Source organism: Lysinibacter cavernae (assembly GCF_011758565.1).
Taxonomy (GTDB): Bacteria; Actinomycetota; Actinomycetes; order Actinomycetales; family Microbacteriaceae; genus Lysinibacter; species Lysinibacter cavernae.
In genome coordinates this window covers 1,864,990-1,887,600 of the sequence record NZ_JAAMOX010000001.1, presented here as the reverse complement: position 1 = coordinate 1,887,600, position 22,611 = coordinate 1,864,990, and the positions used below count along the sequence as shown (strand labels likewise).

General features: G+C 59.9%; 15 protein-coding genes. 10 read left to right on the top strand and 5 right to left on the bottom strand.

Translation table 11 applies throughout. From position 1 onward, the window contains the following. The first annotated feature begins 164 nt into the window (after positions 1–164). The 5 genes from FHX76_RS08240 to FHX76_RS08220 all read left to right on the top strand — a co-directional run bounded on the left by FHX76_RS08240 (position 165) and on the right by FHX76_RS08220 (position 11,063). Complete coding sequence (locus FHX76_RS08240) at positions 165–5,996, top strand: beta strand repeat-containing protein (RefSeq protein WP_167149697.1); 5,832 nt, start codon at positions 165–167, stop codon at positions 5,994–5,996. 139 nt (positions 5,997–6,135) lie between these two features. Beyond that, entirely contained in the window at positions 6,136–7,350 is a 1,215-nt protein-coding gene (locus FHX76_RS08235) for a sigma-70 family RNA polymerase sigma factor (RefSeq protein ID WP_167149695.1), read from the top strand. Between the two features lie 97 nt (positions 7,351–7,447). Beyond that, complete coding sequence (locus tag FHX76_RS08230; RefSeq protein WP_167149693.1) at positions 7,448–8,257, top strand: alpha/beta fold hydrolase; 810 nt, start codon at positions 7,448–7,450, stop codon at positions 8,255–8,257. Then, entirely contained in the window at positions 8,236–9,693 is a 1,458-nt protein-coding gene (locus tag FHX76_RS08225; RefSeq protein ID WP_167149691.1) for a diguanylate cyclase, read from the top strand. The genes FHX76_RS08230 and FHX76_RS08225 overlap by 22 nt, the downstream gene beginning before the upstream one ends. 155 nt (positions 9,694–9,848) lie before the next feature. Further along, positions 9,849–11,063, top strand: coding sequence for an MFS transporter (locus FHX76_RS08220; RefSeq protein WP_208402468.1), 1,215 nt, complete (start codon positions 9,849–9,851; stop codon positions 11,061–11,063). Here the strand turns inward: FHX76_RS08220 and ppk2 are convergent. Both ppk2 and FHX76_RS08210 read right to left on the bottom strand, forming a co-directional pair. Beyond that, positions 11,060–11,995, bottom strand: coding sequence for a polyphosphate kinase 2 (gene ppk2, locus FHX76_RS08215; RefSeq protein WP_167149687.1), 936 nt, complete (start codon positions 11,993–11,995; stop codon positions 11,060–11,062). The genes FHX76_RS08220 and ppk2 overlap by 4 nt on opposite strands. A gap of 139 nt (positions 11,996–12,134) precedes the next feature. Continuing rightward, a complete protein-coding gene (locus tag FHX76_RS08210; RefSeq protein ID WP_167149685.1) occupies positions 12,135–12,485 on the bottom strand; it encodes a hypothetical protein in 351 nt (116 codons plus the stop codon). A gap of 131 nt (positions 12,486–12,616) precedes the next feature. Between FHX76_RS08210 and FHX76_RS08205 the strand changes: the two genes are divergently transcribed. Genes FHX76_RS08205 through FHX76_RS08195 form a run of 3 tightly spaced genes read left to right on the top strand, consistent with a single transcriptional unit; the run spans position 12,617 to position 15,491 of the window. Beyond that, entirely contained in the window at positions 12,617–13,909 is a 1,293-nt protein-coding gene (locus FHX76_RS08205; RefSeq protein ID WP_167149683.1) for a histidine kinase, read from the top strand. A 2-nt stretch (positions 13,910–13,911) separates the two neighbouring features. Beyond that, positions 13,912–14,565, top strand: coding sequence for a response regulator (locus tag FHX76_RS08200; protein WP_167149681.1), 654 nt, complete (start codon positions 13,912–13,914; stop codon positions 14,563–14,565). Then, positions 14,562–15,491: a hypothetical protein gene (locus FHX76_RS08195; protein WP_167149679.1), complete on the top strand. Its 930-nt coding sequence runs from the start codon at positions 14,562–14,564 to the stop codon at positions 15,489–15,491. Before FHX76_RS08200 ends, FHX76_RS08195 begins: the two co-directional genes overlap by 4 nt. Before the next feature lie 94 nt (positions 15,492–15,585). On the opposite strand, the gene FHX76_RS08190 is transcribed toward FHX76_RS08195, so the two are convergent. After that, complete coding sequence (locus FHX76_RS08190; protein ID WP_167149677.1) at positions 15,586–16,767, bottom strand: acyl-CoA dehydrogenase family protein; 1,182 nt, start codon at positions 16,765–16,767, stop codon at positions 15,586–15,588. A gap of 125 nt (positions 16,768–16,892) precedes the next feature. On the opposite strand from FHX76_RS08190, the gene FHX76_RS08185 reads away from it, so the two are divergent. Beyond that, positions 16,893–17,840 carry a DMT family transporter gene (locus tag FHX76_RS08185; protein ID WP_167149675.1) on the top strand — a complete coding sequence of 316 codons (948 nt, stop codon included), beginning with the start codon at positions 16,893–16,895 and terminating at the stop codon, positions 17,838–17,840. A 64-nt stretch (positions 17,841–17,904) separates the two neighbouring features. On the opposite strand, the gene FHX76_RS08180 is transcribed toward FHX76_RS08185, so the two are convergent. Both FHX76_RS08180 and msrB read right to left on the bottom strand, forming a co-directional pair. Beyond that, the gene (locus tag FHX76_RS08180; RefSeq protein ID WP_341777895.1) at positions 17,905–18,450 is read right to left on the bottom strand and encodes a nitroreductase family protein; all 546 of its coding nucleotides are present in this window, start codon (positions 18,448–18,450) and stop codon (positions 17,905–17,907) included. Then, on the bottom strand, positions 18,450–18,872 hold the full coding sequence (gene msrB / locus FHX76_RS08175) for a peptide-methionine (R)-S-oxide reductase MsrB (RefSeq protein ID WP_167149673.1): 423 nt from the start codon (positions 18,870–18,872) through the stop codon (positions 18,450–18,452). The genes FHX76_RS08180 and msrB overlap by 1 nt, the downstream gene beginning before the upstream one ends. Before the next feature lie 247 nt (positions 18,873–19,119). Between msrB and FHX76_RS08170 the strand changes: the two genes are divergently transcribed. Further along, positions 19,120–22,536, top strand: a complete 3,417-nt coding sequence (locus tag FHX76_RS08170; RefSeq protein WP_167149671.1) for an HtaA domain-containing protein — start codon at positions 19,120–19,122, stop codon at positions 22,534–22,536. Positions 22,537–22,611: the final 75 nt, after the last annotated feature.

Here is a 22,611-nt window from a genome sequence, read left to right as displayed (position 1 = left end):
TGGCGAACAAATTCTTTTCAACGGAAAACAGAAAGTCCGTAACGTTTTTACGTTTCCGCAGGTCATCCAAGTTGACCCCACCAAAACTGCGGGAGCTGTTTGGACTTTCGTCGCACCAAACTAGGGGATGACGTTGCGACAAGCTACTAGGAGGCACAACGTTCATGAGTAAACTCATGGGATTATTTTTACCGGTACAGCGAGGCGGACAGGAGTCCGCCGAACGCCGCCGGAAGCCAAAGACGCTGCGGGCCGTTGCCCTGTCTGCTGCCTCGATCATCATGCTTGGGGGCATGGTGCTCGGAGGGGCATCCTCAGCGAGCGCCGGGAGCGTCACGAGTATGACGTGGAGCGTCACCTCTGATGGAAGTGCTCCATTCGACGCCGCTGAGGGTGCCGGTAACGACACCGGCGCGAAGAACGGAATAGTCCGGGCACAAGACACGGTGGTCTGGGACATCGTCGTTAACGCTGCCGCTGCTGATACGTCACAGTTTGTCGTCACACTGCCAGCTGGGATGCAGCTCACCGCCCAGTCTGCTGCCGGCACGGTTTGTAACGCGCCAGGCGGCGGAAGTATAAATGCCGCTGGAAACGTCCTCACCTGCAACGTTTCGTATAGCGGAGGCCAGACGACACTGCCGATCTCTGCTCGCGTTGGGTCGGTTGGGAACGGTGTTGAAATTAAGCCGTCCGTTTCTGCTGATGGGGGGCCAGCCTCTGTCGCGGCTCAGGGCGTTGTCGTTTCGGCAACACCAAAGACCCAATTCAGCCTCTACAACAGCCCATACACGGGAAACGTGACCGTTAACGGCCAAAAGGGAGTGTCCCTTCCGATCTACGCAGCCATCGGTGCGAGCTACGATCCGAGCAACCCGTCCTATTTTGGGTATGAGGCACTTGAGGATCCGTTTACGTTCACTATCAAGGTGCCGTCAAACGCAATTGTGAGTTCGGTTCAGGTAGCCAACGGGTCCGGAATTGTCACTTACACCCAGGCGAGCCCCGGTCAACCGGTTCAGGTATCGGTGCGGTCTGCCGGGACAAACTTTCTCAATCCTATTGTTGGTGCTCCCGTTGCGACGGGGATGGGCGCCGATGCAAGGCTCCTGAACGCGTACCGGTTCAATATTTTTATTCCGTACGACGGAAACATTGCTGTAGGCGAAACGGTCTTGCTTGGCGGCCAAATGACGAACTTCGATCCGAACTCGCTTTCTGGCGCATCCAACTTTGGGGCCAGTACTGCACCTGGGCAAGAAGCCGGGGCTGTCTGCCCCGAGGTGAGTGGCGTCACAAGCCTGAACTGCTACGGACGCTACTTCACCCGTGAGGCAGGGGCGAGCATCGTCTCGAGTACCGTTGGTACGACCAACGAGACCCGCAACGGCAACATCTACGGCGACTACCGAGGCACCACAAACGGTACCGAGCAGGTTGTGCCAGGCCAGAAGTTTAATGCGCTCACCGGCGTCGCAAACAGCGCAAGCTCGGAATCTGACTCGCAGAATGTCTATGCAAGCGCGACGTGGGACCCAGCGCTGCTGAGTCTTTCGGGTGTACCCTCGCTTCGGCTTGCCACATCCGGCGAGTTCTACACGTATTCGCAGGTCACAGCTGCCGCAGTTGTTCCGACGACGGACTACACCATCGAGTACACGGACTTTGCCTTTGCGAACGATGCTGACCGAAAAGCAAGGGTATCGTTCACCGACCCAGGTATCTCGTGGGTGGCAGACCCCTCAGCGCTTCCCGGCGGAATCGCATCGGTTTCAAGCGTGCGGATCAAGTATCTCGCTCCGCTTGCCCCTGGCAAGCTTGTCGGCCTGGTGACTCCGCTCCAGCGAACACTTTCGAGTGCTGGCCTTGCGAAGAGCGCTCGACTCCCATGGTTTTGGCAATACGGGTCCGACGATAAAGCGGTGCAAAAGTCGGCGTATCCCGCAACCGATGCTGCCAGACCAGACGGCGGTAACGTACAGGCTGCGGAATCGCTTATCCGTGCGGATATCGAGTGGCAGCAAGTAGAGGGACAATCATACCCACCAGGAAACGCGTCGCGTGGGGACATGGTGAATCTCAAGATAACCCCGATTGTTATCGGTCCCGTTGGCGACGTTGACACCATGTCGCGAAACACCAAGATAACGGTCAGCATGCCAAACGCGTGTCTAGAACCAACGGCCGATGCCTTGCCACCGTATGCGACGCTTACCCCTGGTATCCCCGGCGCAAACTGTATGACCGGTACTCCCGCAAAAATCGTGTTCACCCTCGGAGACGTGGTGGTTCCTGGTGGACCGCTCAGCACAACGGGATACCAAGGTCACAGCACGCCGCTCACGGCGATTCAATTTCCGGTAAGCGTTGCGATGGGGACAACCATCCCAACAATTGCAAACGTAACCGTGGTTGTTGAATCCGCGTCTGACCCGAGCGTTGCAGACTTCAGTGGAACGGCGGGTGCTGATGCCACATCGCAGGCGCAGGACCGCACATACACGACTGCTCTGACCATCTCAGGTTCGTCGTCGTTCAAATCAACGAAGCTCGCAACAACCGCGCAACCGGGGCTTGTTGCGCCCGGCGAGACAATGACATACACGTTGGCCTGGAGCAACGCTTCGTCAACCCAGTTCAGCTCAGCGGCGTTTGTTGATGTGCTCCCCTTCGACAACGACGGACGAGGAACGAGTGGCCTTGGTGGTGCGCCGCTCAAAGTGACCGGTGTCTCCTCCGCCATGTACACCAACGAACAGGGCACCGTGAAGATTGAGTACTCCACTCAAGACGCGGCATCCGCGCTCGCCGCGATTAACACGCCTGGCGGCGAGGACGGGCACACGCTGACCTGGACAGTGATGCCAGCAGGATCAATTCCCGACGGTATTACGGCGCTGCGGTTTACCCCCGCAAACGGGTTGAGCGCGGAGGCCTCTGGCACCGCAACAATCAAGGTGGAAGTTCCGGCGCTTGCGCTGAACGGTAACGTCAATAACAACGTCGCCATGAGCCTGATTGCCGAGACCGGTACCGACATCGTGACGTCAGCCGGCGCCTCGCGGCCGCTCAAATCATCCGCGGCTCAGATCACCGGAAATGTCTATCGTGACCTCGACTTCTCTAACACCGTTTCGGCTGCGGATTCGACGTGGCCGGCAGGCAGCAACATCCTTGAGCTGCTGCGCGGTACGGATGTGGTCGCAACGACCAGCATCGCCGCCGACGGCTCCTTTACCTTCCCGATCATGGGAGCCGACCTCTACTCGCTCCGGTTAAAAGGCTCGGCAAGTGCCGGGTGGGAGCACAAGCTTCCAACAATCATTGACCTGCAGCCGGAAGAGATCCGGAGCGTAGATGTGCTGTATCAGGAAGCCGTCGACGCGCCGGTGCTGGTGAACGACGTTGCGTCGGCCCCCGCAAACGGCTCGGTTACTGTCGATGTCACGGACAACGACACGCTGAAATTCCCGACCACAGCTGGCAGTGTGTTTGAACGGAACACTGTTGCTATCGCGTCGCAGCCGACCAACGGCGGAACGGTTGCACTCGTAGCCGGCCCGGCAGATCAGTCGGCCATTCAGTACACCCCAGCGGCCGCCTGGCCCGACGAATTCGCGGGACAGGCGACGTATCTCGATACGTTCTCCTACTCGTGGACAAACGCCCAAGGTGAGTCGGCAACCGCCCTGGTATCGGTGACGGTCAATGCGCTCCCTGTTGCGGTTGCGGATACTGCCACGATTGCTGACACGGCGACTTCGGTTGACGTGCTGGCAAACGACACCGGTAACGCCATTGTGTTTGGGGCTGCGCCTTCGGTTCCTGCTGGAACTGACGCGACCGTTGCCTACACCGGGACTACGCTGACGGTTACCCCAACCCACGCGTGGGCCGATGGAGAGACAACGTACAGCGTTCCTGTGACGTATACAATCCGCGATGCCGATGCCAACACCTCGTCGACGGTTGCAACGGTCACGGTGCAGCGAGCACCTGTGTCTGCCGCAGCCACAGCCCTCGGCAATTTGCCGGTTGGCGGCTCGGTGACGGTTGATCCGCAGATCTTGAACCCTGCCGCGCTTGCAGCGGTATCCCCGATCGCAGTGACGACACCGCCAGCTTCGCCGGCTACAGCAACCGTTGTTGACGGGGCCATCGTGTTCGCCTCATCGGCCGCAGGCAGTTATTCGTTTGGCGTGACGTACACCGACGACCTGGGTCAGCAGCTCGTCAAGACCTACACGGTCACGGTGCTCCCCGTGCCAACCGCAACAGGATCAACCGCGGTAATCGCAAAAGACGCCACCTACGAACACACTTCGGTTGTTACTCCGCTTGCCAATATTGTTGGCGACGGAGTGGTAACGGTGGCGCCCTCAGCGGGAACCGTAACGGTTGCTGGAGAAGACGTGACCTTTGATGCGACCGGTGCGCCGGCAAACGTGACGTATACCTTCTCGGTCACGTACACCGATTCGGTTGGCCAGACGGCCACTGCCGAGTATTCGGTGCAGGTGCTCGCCCCGCTTACAGTCACTGATACAACATCGATCATCATCGCGGAGGGTGCTTCGCACACGTTCAACCCTGTTGTCACGACCGATGGCGAGTTGGAGGGCATCTCGCTCACTGATCCCTCGGCAGGCTCGGTCTCGGCCGACGTGTCGAAGTCGGAGATAACCTTCGACGGTTCGGGAGTCGCTGCGTCCACAACGCCGTATACCTTCACCGCAACATTTGAGGATAACGTTGGGCAGACCGCGGAAGTGACCTACAGCGTTACGGTGCAGGCGAAGCCAACCACATCTAACCAGTCGGCAACGCTTGGAGTAGACGGACTCGTTACGTTCCCTCAGGACGTTGTGACGACGGGCTCCATCGTGTCGCAGGCAATCGTGGGCTCTGGCCCGGCGGAGGGTATCGCAACGGTGACATCCACCGGCGTGACCTACGAGGCTGACGGTGCGCCAGCGGGAACCTACTCGTTCTCAGTGCGCTACACCGACAACGTTGGGCAGACGACGGAGGCCACGTTCACCGTGACGGTTCAGGCAAAGCCAACATCGCCGAACCAATCGGTCACGGTAGCTGAGGGTGGCTCCTATCGCTTCCCGCAAACCGTCGTGACAACGGGAACCATTGTTTCCCAATCGCTGATCGGGGACGTGCCAGCTCAGGGTACGGCAACGGTTGATGCTTCTGGCGTTTCGTATGACGCAACGGGAGCCGCGCCTGGAACCTACTCGTTCACGGTGCAGTACACCGACAACGTTGGGCAGACGGTCGACGTGCTGTACACCGAAACGGTCCAGGCAAAACCAACCGATACCGACCAATCGGCAACGATTGCTGAAGATTCAACGTATACGTTCCCGCAGACAGTGGTGACAACCGGCACGATTGTTTCGCAAGAACTTGTTGGTGACGGTCCAGCCCAGGGCACCGTAACCGTGACCGAATCGGGCGTGAGCTTTGATGCTGCGGGAGCGGCTCCAGGAACCTACACGTTCTCGGTGCTGTACACCGACGACGTTGGCCAAACCGTCGAGGCCACGTTCACCGTGACCGTTCAGGCGAAGCCAACAGCAACCGACATCACCGTGACGGCACCGTTCGGAACCGAGCGGATCGCGCTTGATATCTTTGGTGTGGTCACTGGGGTAGACCTCCAACCACTCACAGAAGCGAGCTTTACGGCACCATCGAGCGGTACCCTGACGGTTACCGGAGACGGAACGCTTGCGTTCCTCCCCGCAAACGGGTTCAGCGGCACTGTCACCTTTGACGTTTCGGTTGCGGATGGCCTTGGCCAGGTCGTCATCGTCAAGGTCACGATCACGATTGAGCCGCAGGGAAGTATCCCCGCACTGATTGGTGGTCTCGCCGTGACCGGTTCGGGCCTGAGCCCAATCCTGCCGATCTCGATCGTGCTGCTTGGGCTTGGCGGGCTGTTTGTCATCCGCCGAAACCGTCGACACGAGTCGAAGCACTAGGCGAACACTGCGCGTGCTGGGGTGAGAGGCGAATGTGCCGCTCACCCCAGCATCCGTGTCTGCCTGATGTGACCGATGACCGAGACCTGCTCCGAATGTTCGCCCACCATTGAAAGTTTGAAGAAAACGGATACATCGAGTGAAAAACTCTGAATCAGAACCGACCGGACCGATGGAAGCTCGGAGCGATACCGAGCTTGTTATTGCGTACCGGCTTGGTGACGAGTCAGCAGCCACTGCGCTGTTTGAACGGCATTACACCGACGTGCTCAACTCCGCGGGTAACGTTGCGCGGAACAGGCTGCACGCTGAAGAATTTGCCAGCGAGGCATTCACAAAAGTGCTGGAGGCAATCCGCCGAGGCAAAGGACCGACCGAGCACTTCAGGGGATACCTGAGGCAAGCGCTGCGTAATATCGCCATCGATTATTATCAGGATTCGTCGAACTACATCACCGTTGACGACTTCTCTGAGGTGCAGGAAGAGACGACCCCCGACAGCTCCGCGCTCTTTGAAGCCGGTGATAGCGAAGTTGTCTCCGCGTTTCGCAACCTTCCAGAACGCTATCGGCAAATTCTGTATCTTGGTCTTGTCGAGGGGCGCTCCGGCAAAGAGATCGCAGAGTTTTTTGACCTCAACGAGGGAGCCGTCCGGGTGCTTATGCACCGAGCGAAGGATGGCCTCCGGCTTGAGTATCTCGAGCAGGTTGCCAGGGTCGCCACATTTGGTGCCTGTGCCGGGCGTTGTAAAGACCTAGCGAAGCGCGCTGTGCATAAGTTGTCGGCCAAACGCGAGGCGGTGCTTGTCCAGCACTTAGCCGGGTGCGTCAACTGCAGGGCCGCCGACGAAAACCTGGAGATGCTCGTGGAGCGGTTCAACTCCAAGCATGTTGGCGGGGTCCTTGCCGGAGTCGCAGGCGCTGTGGTGTTGCCATCCTTTACCAAGCTTGGCGGGGGCAGCGCGGCAGCAGCGCTCTTTACGTTTTCGAAGACAGTTGCTGCCGCGCCGCTCATGTTCGGAGCGGTCGCGGCAACCGTGGTTGTGGTTGTCGGGGGAACCGTTGTCGCCGGCGCAACAACCGCCCAGCGGAATGATGTTATTGAGGTTCCGAGTGGCACTGGCACGTGCAAGGTTACGCTTGAGGCCACTCACGAGTCGAACGAAGCTGGCCGGTTCCTTGCGCGCAACAGCGGCAACCAGGCCTGCACAGTGGGATATTCGTTGAACGGCCGGGTGCTCGTTGACGAAGCCGATGTGCGTACTGACTACCTCTTTGTTGCGACGCAGCCGGGCACCTACTCGGTCACGATTAACGTAGGAGAACGTTCAGAGACCCACGAGTTTGCTCTCTAGCAACGGCACCAATCCTCACAGCACCCTCCAATAATTCATGCTCTGTTGGTTCAGCCGACTCGGCTAGACTTCGAATCATGAACCACCGGGGGAACTCATGACGCACACTGCTGATCGCATTATTCAACGCAACGCCGTCCAGGTGCTCGGAGATCGAGAGAAGCCGGTGCTCATGTTTGGGCACGGCTACGGATGCGGACAGACCATGTGGCACCGCGTTATCCAGCCGTTTCTTGAGACCCACTGCGTTGTGCTTTTTGACTACGTCGGGTCTGGCCGGTCTGACCTCAGCGCATATGACCGTTCGCGCTACGATTCCCTTCACGGGTACGCGACCGATGTTGTCGAGGTGATCGATTCCCTTGGGCTGAGCGGCATCACGTTTGTTGGTCATTCGGTGAGCGGCATGATCGGTGCCCTCGCGGCTATCGAGCGGCCAGACGCGTTCGCCCAGCTTGTACTGGTTGGTGCCTCGCCTCGCTACGTTGATGACCCGACGGAGTATGCAGGGGGATTCAGCCGCGAAGACGTCGATCAGCTGCTTGATGCGATTGATTCTAACTACCTTGGCTGGGCCGAGTCCATGGCGCCAGCCCTCATGGGAACACCGGATCGACCGGAGCTTGCCGACGAACTGCATTCCCATTTTGCCGGCACCAATGTTGATGTTGCGAAGCAGTTTGCGCGGGTCACGTTCTTGTCAGATATGCGACGATATCTCCCGCTCGTCACAACTCCGACGTTGATCGTGCAATCACCAAACGACTTCATCGCCCCGCTTCCGGTTGGCGAATACTTGCGGGATCACCTCGCGGGTAGCGAGCTGAAAGTTCTTGAGTTCAACGGCCACTATGCTCACGTGTCGAGCCCAGATGAGCTTGTGTCATGCATAGCCTCGGTCGCGTAGAGCAAGGCAACCTGACGGGGGAGCGCGAGCGGCTGTTCGACGAAGCCCCCGTTGGGCTCGTCTCGACTGATCTTGACGGTATGGTCATCGAGGTCAACGCCCCATTCCTCCGGGCGCTTGGGCTGACCTCTGCAACCGTGATCGGTGCAAATGTGCTCGATCTGATGGCAGCGGGATCTGGCATTTACTACGAGACCACGTTCCTCCCTGAGCTCTTGTCATCGGGACATGTGCGCGGGGCGCTGCTGTCGCTCAATAGAACGGATGACCGGCCGCTCACCCTGATCGTCAACGCACGCATTGACCGTTCTGGTGACGAACCGCGATTGCATTACGCTCTTGTGTCGGCCATCGAGCGGCTCCGCACCGAGCAGGAGATCCGCCGCGAGCGCCAGGCCGCCGAAATTTTGGCTAATCGTTATCGGGTGCTTGAGCACGCCTCGACCGGCTTCGCAAACGCAAGTTCTGTTCGGGATGTTGCCGCCGCCCTCGAGGAAGCCGGCACGATGCTGACCGACGCGGCCAGCCTCGAAGTGTATGTGGTCGTTCCCGGCAGCGGGGATGCCCCCGATGTGCTGCGGCGGGCCACGCAGGATGGCCTTACCCGCGACATCCACTTAGACGAGGCAAGAACGGAGGTCGATGCTGTACGAACCGGTGCCAGCATCATCCTCGCCAACCGCGCAGAGATTGAGGCGCGCTATCCTGAGCGGGCTGCGGCTCCTGACGGGTTGCGCACCGAGACGATCTGCGCGATTCCGCTCATTCGAGACGGTGTTCCGATTGGCGTCATCCGGTGCGCCTTTGACCGCGAGCGCGCCCTTGACGGATTTGTTTCGCTGCTTGAGGCCCTCGCGAGTCAGGCCGCTCAGACGCTTGAGCGACTCACTCTTCAGGCCCGCATTGAGCATCGCGCGAATCACGATGCGCTCACCGGGCTCGCAAACCGATACACGGCGGAGCGTGAGCTTGAGTCACTCTTCAAGGCCCAACAGCGTGGGGCCGGCGGTATCGCGATTCTGTTCATTGACCTTGACGGTTTCAAACATGTGAATGACACCCTCGGCCACTTCATCGGAGATACGGTGCTTGTTGAGGTCGGCAGGCGCATCCGTGAGGCGGTCCGCTCCACGGATATCGTGTGCAGGCTTGGTGGGGACGAGTTTTTGGTCATCTGTGAAAACGTAGAAGACGGCGAAGCAGTCGCCCTCGCAGAGCGGGTGCGGGCCGCGGTTGAGCAACACTTTGAGGGTGTTTCCGAGACCTGTCCGCTTTCCGCGAGCGTCGGTGTTGTGCTTGTCCCGCCGGTTGATGTTGGCTGCGCGCTGACTTCGCGAGAAACGATTGAAGCAGCCGATCGGGCGATGTACAGCGCAAAGCGTGCAGGAAAGAACTCGGTGAGTGTCATTACCCTGTCGAGGGAAGCTCACGAATAGTTGCTAAAGGCTGAGGCGCGTTGGTTGCCTGCCCGCCCCGAGCAGCTCGGCTGAGCGCCGCTCAGGAATACTGGGCGCGCTCCGGCGTTGGGTTGGGTGGGGGATACACTGTTCTGGGCTGATCGTCAGCACGGGTGAAAGGTCAGCGCGTCTAATTGGGTCCGTATCGTTTTCTGTTTGGGTCGATGGGTTGGCCGTTTGTTGTCATCGGATTTTTGGGGCGTCTCCCCGTCGCAATGATTGTGGTTGGTGTGCTCACCATGGTCACGGCCGTTCGTGGGTCACTCGCCGAAGCAGGCATCGCCTCTGCCGCGGTCGGGCTAGCCGCTGGTATTGGCGGTCCGCTCGTTGGTGCTGCCGCCGACCGATGGGGTCAACGCTGGGTGCTGACGGTGGTGGCCATCATCAACTCGGCTGCCCTGCTCGCTATGGTCGTTGCGGTGAATTCGCCGGTGCCCATCGGCGTGGTCATGATCTTCTCCGCGCTCACCGGCCTCGCGAGCCCCCAGCTCGCTCCGATGGCGCGGGCACGGTGGATCGGGATGCTGTCGCGGCATAGCGACGCGACTCCTGTGCACACCAACTCGGCCATGGCCTATGAGTCAACGGCAGAGGAAGTGACCTTCATTCTTGGCCCCGTTGTGGTTGGGCTCTTGGCCTCGCTGATTTCTCCGGTTGCTCCCATTATTGGTGCCGTCGTGATCACGCTGGTCTTTGTTGTTGCGTTCGCCTGGCACGATTCGGCAAAGCACGCCGTCGCGCGGTCGAGCTCAGATGCCGCCCCTGCGCCGCTCCGTGAACTGTTGCGAGGGCGCCTGCTTGTGCCGTTGGCCGGGATGCTCACGATCGGCTACATGTTTGGCACGATTCTGACCTCGCTGACGGGCTTCATGGATTCCATTGGTCTCGAGACCAGCACGGGCCTTGTCTACGGCGCGATGTCGGTTACCTCTGCGGTGACGAGCTTGCTTGCAGGATTACTGCCCGGCAGGTTTGCGCTTCGGTGGCGATGGCTGCTGGCCGTTGCGGTCGCGCTTGTGGCATCATTTGCGTTCCCAGCGGTGTCGAGCATCCCAGGGGCAATCGTTGTACTCCTGTTCCTCGGACTCGGCATCGGCCCCGCCATGGTAACGATCTTCAGCATTGCCGCCGCTGTTGCCCCCTCCGGCCGGCTCACAACCGTGATGACCCTGTTTGGGAGCAGCATCATCGTTGGCCAGTCCCTCGGAACGGCGACCATCTCGCAGCTGGTCACAGCGCACGGGTACCAGGCCGGGTTTTTTGGGATTACGGCTACCGTCGGCGTCCTGTGCGCGCTCGCGGCAGTAAACGTTGTACTGGCCCGCCCAGGACGGGCCAGTCGCGTTTAGTTCTTTGCGTTGACGACGGGGAACGTGGCGTTCGGCGTTTCACCCGAGTCGTAGACGGATGCCGGGTCACCAATCACCAGCGGATCGGGGATGCCAACAACCTCGGCATTCTTGCCAGGGTAGTCAAACTGGGCAAGCACCCAGCGCATGGCCTCGATGCGAGCGCGCTTTTTGTCGTTCGACTTTACAACGGTCCACGGGGCAACCGGCGTGTCCGTGTAGAAGAACATGGCCTCCTTTGCCTCGGTGTAGGCATCCCACTTGTCGAGGCTCGCGAGGTCGGTTGGTGAGAGCTTCCACTGTTTCACGGGGTCTGAGCTTCGTGCCTGGAAGCGTGCGCGCTGCTCCTCTTTGCCAACCGAGAACCACAGCTTGATAATGTGGATGCCCGACTGCACGAGCATGCGCTCAAATTCGGGTGCGGACCGCGTGAACTCGTGGTATTCGGCTGGCGTGCAGTAACCCATGACGCGCTCAACGCCGGCGCGGTTGTACCAGGAGCGGTCCATGAGTACGATTTCGCCCGCTGACGGCAGGTGCTGCACGTAGCGTTGGAAGTACCACTGGCCAAGCTCTCGCTCCGTTGGCTTTTCGAGTGCAACAACACGGGCTCCACGAGGGTTGAGATGCTCGGTGAAACGCTTGATGGCGCCTCCCTTGCCCGCCGCATCGCGGCCCTCGAAAATGATGACTACTTTGTTGCCGGACTCCTTGGCCCAGGCCTGCAGCTTGAGCATCTCAATCTGTAATTTGCGCTTGGCTTTTTCGTATTCCTTGCGCGTGATTTTGGTGTCGTACGGGTAGCCGACCTTCCACACATCGCTGCCGTCCGCGTCCTCATCTGGGTTCAGCAGCTCTTCGAGTTCGTCGATCTCTGGAGTCACATCAATAGCGTCGGGGGTGGCCATTTGGAATTCGTTATTTTCGCCCATTCATCAATTCTATAAACGCAGACTATCTCGCTCGAAACGGTTAGAGGATGGGGCGAAAATTTGAGGGCTCATCCCCAAGAATTTGTGGAATCCCATGGCCGGATTGGTGGATGCCGGTTGCCAGCTGAGTGCGCGTGGCCTAAGCGCTTTCTTCCACGGGTTCGTCGTCGTCATTGGTGATGTCCCTGAACCTGGCGACCACTGATTCTGCCGTGAGAACAACCGCGCAGAGTGTTGCGATGGTTCCCGGCACAAAGACGAGCAACGTGTCGAGCAGCTCCCAGACATCAGGCATGAAGATCGTGACCCATGCGAGGATGAGCGCGATCACCGTTGCGGCCTCGCCGATGACGCTGATAAAGGCAAAGGTCTTTGCCCTCCGCTGCATCGACCGCTTGCGGGTGACATGAAAGTCGACGCCAAAGAATAGGAGCAGTACTACAAAAAACGAGAGCATTACGCCGAGGTCGTCAACCGTCAAGTTACGCATAGCCGCACCCTATCCCACTTCTGGAGGAACAGCACAGCGTCACGTAGCGCTTTTGAGGGGGGATAACCCCACCCCAAAGTGGGTAGGTGCCTGCCTGTTGGGTGTGGCCCACAATCGAATAGGTTGAGAGCGTGAAAAGAAAACTGACCTTTCCCCTCGTCGCGGCAGCAGACCTTGCCGTTGATGCCACCATCATGGCCATCGTCTCAACGGTGCTCGGAACCCTGATTAGCGTTGGGATGAGCCTGATCTGGGTTGTGGGTATTGGGCTCGTATTTCTCGCCGCCTGCATCTTTGTGGTTCGGTTCGTGGCCTACGAGGAACGTCAGCGGGCTGCCGCGGTGTATCGGCTCACTATCCAAGAACCACCGAGGGTACGCACGCAGAAAACGGGCGTGGCCGGGTTCTTTCACCAGCTCTGGGTTGACGTCACGCAGTCGTCGTTCTGGCGAGCTGTGCTGTTCATCGTTGTCAGTTCTGTTCTCGCAGCCATAGGTGCGCTGCTTGGCCTCGGCGCCATCGGCGCCGGTGTTGGTATGTTGCTCGGGACGGCCATCCGACCTGATGGCGACCCCCTCTGGTTCACCGCCTTCGCAGAGAACTGGGGCAACACAGATGCCGCGCTCCCCGGTTGGGTTGTTCCCGTTTCGGGAATCGCCGCTATCGCCATCGGTGTGGCAGTGACGATTTGCTACGGCCTTGTCGACCGTGCGCTCGCTCCCGCCCTCCTCGGCCCGACGCAGGCTGCCCTCCTCCGCGGCGATGTTTCGAGCCTGTCAGAGGCCCGCGAGAGCGCGGTCAGTGCGGCGGCCGGAGATCGGATGCGCGTTGAGCGCGACCTGCACGACGGCGTACAGCCCAGACTCGTCTCTGTCGCGATGACGCTCGGTATGGCAAAAAACAAACTTGAGAGCGACCCGGCAGAGGCGCGTGAACTCATCGACATGGCGCACTCGGAAACGAAGAACGCGATCACCGAGCTCCGCCAGTTGGCTCGGGGCATCCATCCGGCCGTCCTCACCGACAGGGGACTCGACGCGGCCCTCTCGGCTCTTGTCGCACGCTGCGCGGTTCCATCATCGCTCGCCGTCGACCTGCCAGAGCGCGGCACACCAGAGGTCGAAGCTGTCATCTACTTCAGCGTCGCAGAGGCACTCGCGAATATCGATAAGCACTCCCGTGCGAGCCGATGCACCGTTCAGGTGTACCGCGTCGCTGACCAGGTTGTTGCGGTGGTGACCGATGACGGTGTTGGCGGGGCTGCCGTGCAAGACGGACTAGCCGGCTCAGGGCTTGCTGGCATCCGCGACCGGGTGCAGTCCGCAGGCGGCGAGTTCCGCGTTGCGAGCCCACAGGGCGGGCCAACCACGCTGACGGTACGGGTTCCGTGGCGCAAGCCCGAATCCACGACGGAGGTGCAGTAGCCATGCGCATCGTCATAGCAGAAGATTCGGTCCTGCTGAGGGTCGGTCTTGAACGGCTCCTTGTCGACGCGGGACACGACGTCGTCGGCGCCGTTGATAACGCAAAAGACTTGCTTTCCGCAGTGAGCGCGGATGCTCCGGATCTCGCCATCGTTGATGTCCGGATGCCCCCAACCTTTACCGACGAGGGCATCCGTGCCGCCGCGGTCATCCGTGGACAGAATCCCGGCGTCAGAGTGCTTGTGCTCTCGCAGTATGTCGAGGAGCGCTATGCGGCCGAGCTCATCGGTGACAACTCTGGGGGACTTGGCTATCTGCTCAAGGACCGGGTCGCCGATGTTGACGAATTCCTGTCCGCCGTTGCCAAAGTTGGCGCGGGCGGAACCGTACTTGACCCAGAGGTGGTGGCACAGATCGTGGTGAGATCACGCAAGACAAGCGGGCTTGAACTGCTCACAGCCCGTGAACAAGAAGTGCTCAAACTGATGGCAGAGGGGCGTTCAAACGCCGCAGTTGCCTCAGAACTGAATGTGGGAGAGGGCGCGATAGAAAAGCACGTCAGCTCCATCTTCAGCAAGCTGGGCCTCGCGCCGGCTGAGAACGAAAACCGCAGGGTCCTGGCCGTGCTTCGTTATTTGGGAGGCGACGCGTCATGACCACGCCAAGCATCCGCGGCCCGCACGACGCCGACACCACGACACACCCCCACACCAGCTACGAAGGAACCAGCATGTCAGGCCAACAGGCACAGACGACTCCACCGTTTTCAGAGGTATCCACACCGACTCCTCCTGGCGGAGGAACTGCTGCCCCAAACGGCTCGTCCTCCGTTCGGGTTATCACGATGGTGGTCGGTGGATTCCTTGCCGTGCTCATCATGGCAGGGGCGTTCTTCACAGGCGTTGCCGGAACCATTACCTCTCGTGAAAACTCCACTCAAACCATCACGGAAACGTTCACGAGTATTCGAGTCGCCGGAACCGTCGGGGACGTAAGCCTGACGTCCTCTGGGGCAGTTGACAAGCCTGTGGTTTCCTACGATTCCGTATGGTGGGGAACGCCAGCCACAACGATGAAGACCGAGGTTGTTGACTCCGAACTCGTGATTACGCTGGAAAAAGCCGGCATCACTCGTTGGTTTGGTTCAGGAGGCAGTGGATCGGTCAGCATCGAGCTCCCAACATCCTTTCCTGCGCTCGACGCGATAGATGTGCGCTCGCAGGTTGGTGAGGTTTCGGTGACAACGTTTGCCTCGAAGATCTCGGCGACATCTGAGGTCGGGTCGATCTCCGTCTTCGTTCCTGGCAGCCAGAAGCCGTCAAGTATTGTTGCAACCTCCCAGGTTGGCACCGTCACGGTTGTGGTGCCGGACGGAACCTACAACATCGAAAGCAACAGTTCGATCGGGGATGCGACCAGCACCGGCCTCGTCAACGATCCAAAGGCGCCAAACACTATCCGAGCACAGTCGGAGGTTGGCACGGTTGACGTCTGGAGCGAGACCGCATTCAGTAGCGGTATCGGCGCAGATACTACAAATTGGTTCGATGACGAGATCGACCGCGATCTGAACTTCCACTAACCACGAGCGCCCCCGACCTCAGGGGAAACGAGATGACCCAAATGTTCCTATTCGTATCAAAATAGGAACATTTGGGTCATCTCGATTGAGCTGGCTACGCGAAGGCACCCTTGCCTGTCACGTCTCGGCCGACCAGAAGCGCCTGAACGCTCTCTGTGCCCTCGTAGGTATGGAGCGCCTCAACATCAGCAAAGTGCCGGATGACGTGATGCTCGAGCAGGATGCCGTTGCCGCCGAGCATGTCGCGAGCAATCTGTGCGATCTGCCGAGCCTTTCGGGTGTTGTTGTATTTTGCGAGCGAAGCCTGAGTTGGCGTCATCGTTCCAGCGGCTTCCCGCTGGGTGAGCACAAGACAGTGCATCTGCATTGACGTGAGCTCTGCGAGCATCTCAGTGAGTCGTTCCTGAACCATTTGGAACGATGCGAGCGGCTTGCCAAACTGAATCCGCTGCTGCGCGTAGGTGAGCGCGGCCTCATACATCGCGGTTGCGTGCCCAAGCGCGCCCCAGGCAACCCCGAGTCGCGTCGCGAACAGGATCTTTGCGGTGTCCTTGAAGCTGTTTGCCCCGGGGAGTACCGCATCTGCGGGGACCCGCATGTTGGTGAACGTGATTTCGGCCTGGTGGATGGCGCGTAGCGAAACCTTGCCCGTGATCGTCGTCGCCGAGTAACCGGGGGTGTCCTGTGGAACGATAAACCCGCGTACGTTACCGGCCTCATCGCGCGCCCACACAACGGACATGTGCCCGACGGAACCGTTGCCGATCCACTTCTTGGAGCCGTTGATGACCCATTCGTCACCGTCACGGACAGCCGTGGTTTCAAGTGATACCGAGTCGGAGCCGTGGTCAGGCTCCGTCAGCGCAAAGGCGCCGAGCTTCTCGCCGCGCGAGAGCGGTACGAGCCATTCGGCTTTCTGCTCGTCGCTGCCGTACATCGCAACGCTGCGTAGTGCGAGGCCTGCCTGTACCCCAACGATCGTGCCGATCGAGCCGTCGCCGCGCGAGAGTTCCATCGTGGCGAGACCAGCCGCAAGCGGGCTGATGGTGTTCAGCCCAGGGCCCTCGACGCCGTCATTCAGCAGGTCAAGCTCGCCAAGTCGAGTGGCCCAACGAAGTGGATACTCTGCCTTGTCCCAGGCGTCGTTCACCTCAGGGAGGATTTCAATAATGAAGTCGCGGGCCCGCTGCCACACGGCGCGGTCTTCTGCGGGAACGTTCTCGAACACACCGTAGTAATCGGTGTCGAGGGCAGTGCCGAGTTCGTATTCAGACATTGAGGGAGTCTCCTTTGGTCCACGAGATGCTGATGGGGCCAGCCTATGGTGGTCACGGCATCCAGCTGACTCGGTTGTAGGGGTGCTGATATGACGTGCGTCGCCGCGAGTTCTATAGTGAGAGGATGGCCACAAAATCACTCAGGGTTCCCACATGGGTGGCCATCATCATCGTCATGCTCTGTGGCGCCCTTGTCGCGGTGCAGACCCGGTTGAACGGCCAGTTTGGCGCCGTGCTCGGCGACGGCTTTGTCGCAGCGACCTACTCGTTTGGCTCGGGACTTGTCATCATGACGATCCTGGTGCTGTGCAGTAAACAGGCCCGCAGCGGGCTGGCTGACCTCTGGGCTGGCATTCGCGGCGGAACCTTCCCGTGGTGGGCCGCAATGGGTGGAGCCGCCGGCGCTTTCCTTGTGCTCTCGCAGGGGCTCAGTGCTGGAATCCTCGGCGTTGCCCTGTTTACGGTTGGTGTTGTTGCGGGTCAGACTACGTTTGGCGTGTTTCTGGATGCCTGGGGCGTCGGCCCGTCAGGGAAGATCCCGCCAAACCGTCGTCGCCTTGCCGCAGTGGGGCTGTGCTTGCTTGCGGTCGCGATCACCGTGAGCGGTCAGCTTACGCACGCCGGGTCGCTTGTCTGGTTCATCATGCCGCTCCTCGCAGGCCTCGGAACGGCGTGGCAGCCGGCTGTGAACGGCCGCGTTCGTTCACTGACCAACAGCGCCGTCAGCGCAACGTTTGTGAACTTCGTCGTTGGTACGCTTGTGCTCGCAACGATCACGCTCGTTCGGGGCGCGTTTGTTGGCTTTCCAACCGAGTTTCCACCGGAGCCCTGGTACTACGTCGGCGGTCTTGTCGGTTGCATCTTCATCGGCGGCATGGCCGTGTTTGTGAAGCAGACGGGCGTGCTGCTGCTTGGCCTCGCGAGCATCAGCGGCCAGCTGTGCTGCTCGCTCGTCCTTGACCTGCTGCTACCTGTCGGGTCGTCTCCAGTAACTGCCGGAACCGTCATAGGCGTTATCGTTGCGCTCGTGGCGGTTGGGGTGTCAAGCATCCGGCCTCGACGCACACGCTAGTTGTCTCTGCGAATCCGGTTGATTTTGTCTGTAACGCGACGAAGGTGTTGGCTGTGTTTGGCGGCTAGAGCTCGCTGAGGTAGTCGGCCGCGGCAATTGTTTTGCGGGCGGAGCGATCTCCATCCGGTTTGCCACCAACGTAGAGCCAACCCATGAGTTTTTCGCCCTTGCGCAATTTGTGTGCCTTTGCCACTGGCTTGGCACGAGTGTGCGGCCCAGTGCGCCAGAGCACGCCCCAGCCCGCGTCATCCAGTAGGAGTGACAGAGAGTGAGCGACGCCGGATGCCACAGCTTCTTGTTCCCAGCTTGGAACCTTGTGACTCGGCTTTGGAGAAAAAACGACCGCAAGAAGCAGTTCAGCGCGGTGGGCTTTTCGGATGAAGCCGTCGGCCTCGCCCTTTTTCTTGCCGTCGGCTTTTGCAAGCGACTTTCCAACCTTGGTGCGGGACTCGCCACGAATAGCGATGACGCGCCAAGGATGCAGTGAGCTGTGGTCGGCGACGCGGCCGGCTGCTTCCAACAAATGCTCGAGCTCGGCGCTGTCAGGCGTTGCCTCGGTTACCTTCGAAAACGAGCGACGATTACGGATCGCGTTGTAGAGTTCGCTCACTAGCTGGCTGCTGAAGACTCGTCGTCTTCAGGCGCAAAGTTGAGGGCGAGCGAGTTCATGCAGTAGCGGTCGCCCGTTGGGGTGCCAAAGCCATCGTCGAAGACGTGGCCGAGGTGCGAACCGCACCGCGCGCAGCGAACCTCGGTGCGCTCGCGGCCGAGGCTGGTGTCGGAGAGCAGCTCGACAGCCTCTGGGCGGATGGATTCGTAGAAGCTTGGCCAGCCGCATCCCGCATCAAACTTTGTTCCTGCCTGGAAGAGTTCGTTGCCGCAGGCAGCGCACGTGTAGAGCCCAGCGCGTTCTTCGTCGTTCAGCTCGCCGCTGAAGGGCCGTTCTGTTCCTGACTGGCGAAGCACCTCGTACTGCTCAGGGCTCAGGGTTTCGCGCCATTCGCTGTCGCTGCGGTTCACGTCGTACGTCATGGAAGCTCCTGGGTATCTCTGGGTGGCTCGGCCGCCAAAATGGCATTCAACTCTCAGTCTAATAAGACAACGTCGGCGCGTTACCGTTCATTTCCGAAGTTGAATCGGTATAGGGGGTTTTCTCTTTGACACTCAGCGGTTAGTCAGGTTAGGGTTACATTGGTTAGCCGCGCCTAAGTAAGACGCGCCTTACCTAAGCACGGCCCGAAATTTTTCTGATTGATACATAGTTTGAGGTGTTCATATCGTGGGAGTTGCCAGGCGGAAACGTCAAGGATTTTCTCGTTGGACCGCTGCAGCAACGGCCACACTGGTCGCGCTCGGCGGAGTGTTCTTTTCTCCGAGCGTCGTGTTTGCAAACGACGACCCGGCAGCGATTGAACAGGTTGTAGAAGCAGAGACCCCCGCTCCGGTTCCTGCACCCGACGAGCAGCCCGCTCCCGCTGATGAGGCTCCAGTAGCCGAGCAGCCTGCGGCACCTGCCGAGGTGCCCACTGCCGATGCACCCGCGCCCGCCGCCGAGGCGCCTGCGCCAGAAGCGGCAGCGGCGCCTGCTCCCGCTGTTGCCCCGCTTGTCGCGGCTGCGCTCCCGACGCAGACGGCGACCCTCAAAGAAAACGGTGGCGCGCTGAGCTGGGGCTTCAAGGCCAGCTGGCGAAACTACGTCACCACATTTGCCGGTGGCACGATCAGCACGTATGCCGGTGCAACCGTGCAGGGCGACGGAACATACTCGTTCCCCGAATCCAGCGACAGCGACTACAACTCCCTGACCGGTGAGGGAACCGCAAAATACTTTGGTGGCGTTGACTTCCTCGGAACCGGTCACGGCTTTGACCTTCGGATGCAGAACCCGTGGGTTACGGTTGCCGCTGATGGCACCGTGACGGTCAGCGCGGAGACCAGCGTTTCGTCTACGGCGAACCCCGAGACGGTTGCTCGTGTAACCGTTGCAACGTTTGCCGGCGTTCCCGGACAGCCGACCGCATCCGACACACAGGTCTCGTGGGCAAGCATGCCCGGTGTGATCTCCCCGACGATTGCGCCTTCCGACCTCAGCCGCTATGCGGGTCAGGCCTCTGACAACCTTGCCTTCTCTGCGGCCGCAACAGAAGACGCACCCGTGACTCCGGTGTTTGAGCCAAAGGTCGAGGTGTTCAAGGCTGATGGTGTGACGCCGATTGCGCAGTCTGAGGTTCACGTTGGTGACTCGATTGTTGTGAAGGGTTCGGGTTTTGATCCTGCTGCCAATGTTGGCGGTCGTGGTATTCCGATTCCTGCGACGTTGCCGCAGGGGAACTACATTGTGTTTGGTAGCTTCCTTGAGAATTGGCGGCCGTCTGCGGAGGCTCCTGCGACTGCTCGTGTTGGTGGTCCGCAGAAGTGGGCTACGACTCAGGCGACGTTGGATGGAATTCCTGAGCGGTACAAGTCTGCTGTTGAGAATCAGTGGACTGAGTTGGATGCGTCTGGTTCGTTTACGGCGACGTTGGAGATGACGGAGTTCACGGGTGCGAAGGCGCCGTTGGATGCTGGTCGTTTTGGTGTGTACACGTATGGTGCTGGCAGTGTGAATAATGCTGCTCAGGAGAAGTTTGTTCCGGTGAACTTCACGAATGCTGCGGCTCCTGTTGCTCCGGTGTTTGAGCCGAAGATTGAGGTGTTCAAAGCAGACGGCGTCACGCCGCTGTCGAATGCCTCGGTGGTTGACGGCGACACGATCGTTGTGAAGGGAACAGGCTTCGACCCCGCGTCGAACGTTGGCGGAGCCGGCGTTCCGATCCCAGCAACCCTCCCGCAAGGAACCTTTGTTGTATTCGGTAGCTTCGCATCCAACTGGAAGCCATCCGCCAACGTGCCAAGCTCGCAGCGTGCGATCAACAATGAATCGCGCAAATGGGCCCTCGCCGAGTCCGTTCTGAACCAGGTTCCAGAAGAGCACCGTGAAACGATTCGCGGGCAGTGGGTCAACCTCGCCGCCGACGGTTCGTTTACGGCTGAGCTGAAGATCGCCTCGCCAGCAACACCGATTGCCGGTGGTAACTGGGGCGTATACACCTACGCAGGTGGGCTGGGTAACCCCAATGCGTCGCAGGAGCTCTCCGTTCCCGTGAACTACACCGCAAAGACGGTAGACCCCGATCCAGGAACTGAAACTCCGACGGGTGCGCTCAACTGGGCATTCAAGTCAGAGTGGAGCAACTACGTTCTTGGAATGGCCTCTGGCCAGATCAACGCCGTCAACGGTGCCACCAAGTCTGCCGGTAACGTCTTCGGTTTCGCACAGGCGACAGGAAGCACGTACGACACCGCCAAGAAGACCGGCGTTATCAAGTACTCCGGTGCGATCCAGTTTGTGAGTGAGCTGCACGGTTTTGACATCGTGCTGCAGAACCCGTGGGTGACGTTTGCAGCCGATGGTTCCGCGGTGATTAGCGCCGAGATGTCAACGAGCGACACGAGCGGCTTCACCGTTGCCCGCGTTGACATCGCAAAGCTCGCTTCGAGTGCCGGCATCCTTGCCGCGGACACGGGGGTCGTGAACTGGGCGAACCTCTCGACGACGCTCCTGCCAACGCTTGAGCCGAGTACGCTGAAGGGCTTCTACTCGAACACCGCCGGTGCCCCGGTGAGCTTTACGTACGGTGGCTCGAAGGATGAGGTGGTGACACCTCCAACGCCGAAGAAGCCCGTTGTTACCAGCAACGTGCAGACCGTATCCCAGGGTGCAGAGATGATTTTCACCGCGAAGAACTACGCGGCCAACGAAAAAGTCGACATCACCGTGTACTCGACCCCTGTCAAGGTTGGAACGAACCCGACGGCCAACGCGGATGGCGAAATTTCGCAGTCCTGGACTGTTCCCGCTGACTTCGAGCTCGGCGAACACAGGGTTGAAATCGTTGGAGCGAGCGGAACAGCAACGGCAACCTTTACCGTTGTTGAACCGATCACTACCTCGCCAATCGTTGACCCGAACAAGCCGTGTGTTGCCAACTCGGTTGCAGGCGCCAGCTTCGCGTGGGGAGTCCGTGACTCCTTCGTTTCCTACATCAACGGGCCTGCCGCAAAGGGAGCCGCATCGATCGGATGGGGTTCCGGCTCTGGAACCTTCAACCAGACTGACAGCATCGGCAAGGTTGCCTTCGGCGGAGGAGCAACCTTCACCGGTCACGGCACGATCCTGAACATTGTCATGTCGAACCCGCAGGTGCAGATCACGGGACCGAACACCGGTGTGCTGCTTATGGATGTGACGTCAAACGATTCGACGGGTAAGCCCAACGTTTCTGCTTCTGGCCTGACGCTTGCAACGCTGAGCCTCCCAGCAGCCGTCAAATCGGGTGGAACGGTGAGCTGGTCTGGCGTGGGAGTAACCCTTACTACCGCGGGAGCTCAGGTATTCGACGGCTACTACAAGGCCGGCGAAGCGATGAACTCCGCTTCGTTCTCCTTCCCACTCGGCGCAGAAGTTGCCTGTGACGACTACAGCAACCCGGCATCCTATGCCGCAGGTGGCAAGCTCGCTCACACGGGTAGCGACTCGAACGGACTCATGGGTCTTCTTGCCGTAACCATGCTGCTCGGACTTGGCCTTGTGGTCATTCGTCGCCGCCGTCTGAACGATGTTCCGGCCGTATCAACCATGGTCAGCCAGCGCTAGTCTGGACGTAACCATCGTGCGGGGGTAATCCTTTCGGGGGTTACCCCCGCACGCGTTTGGCCGACACGGAGACGG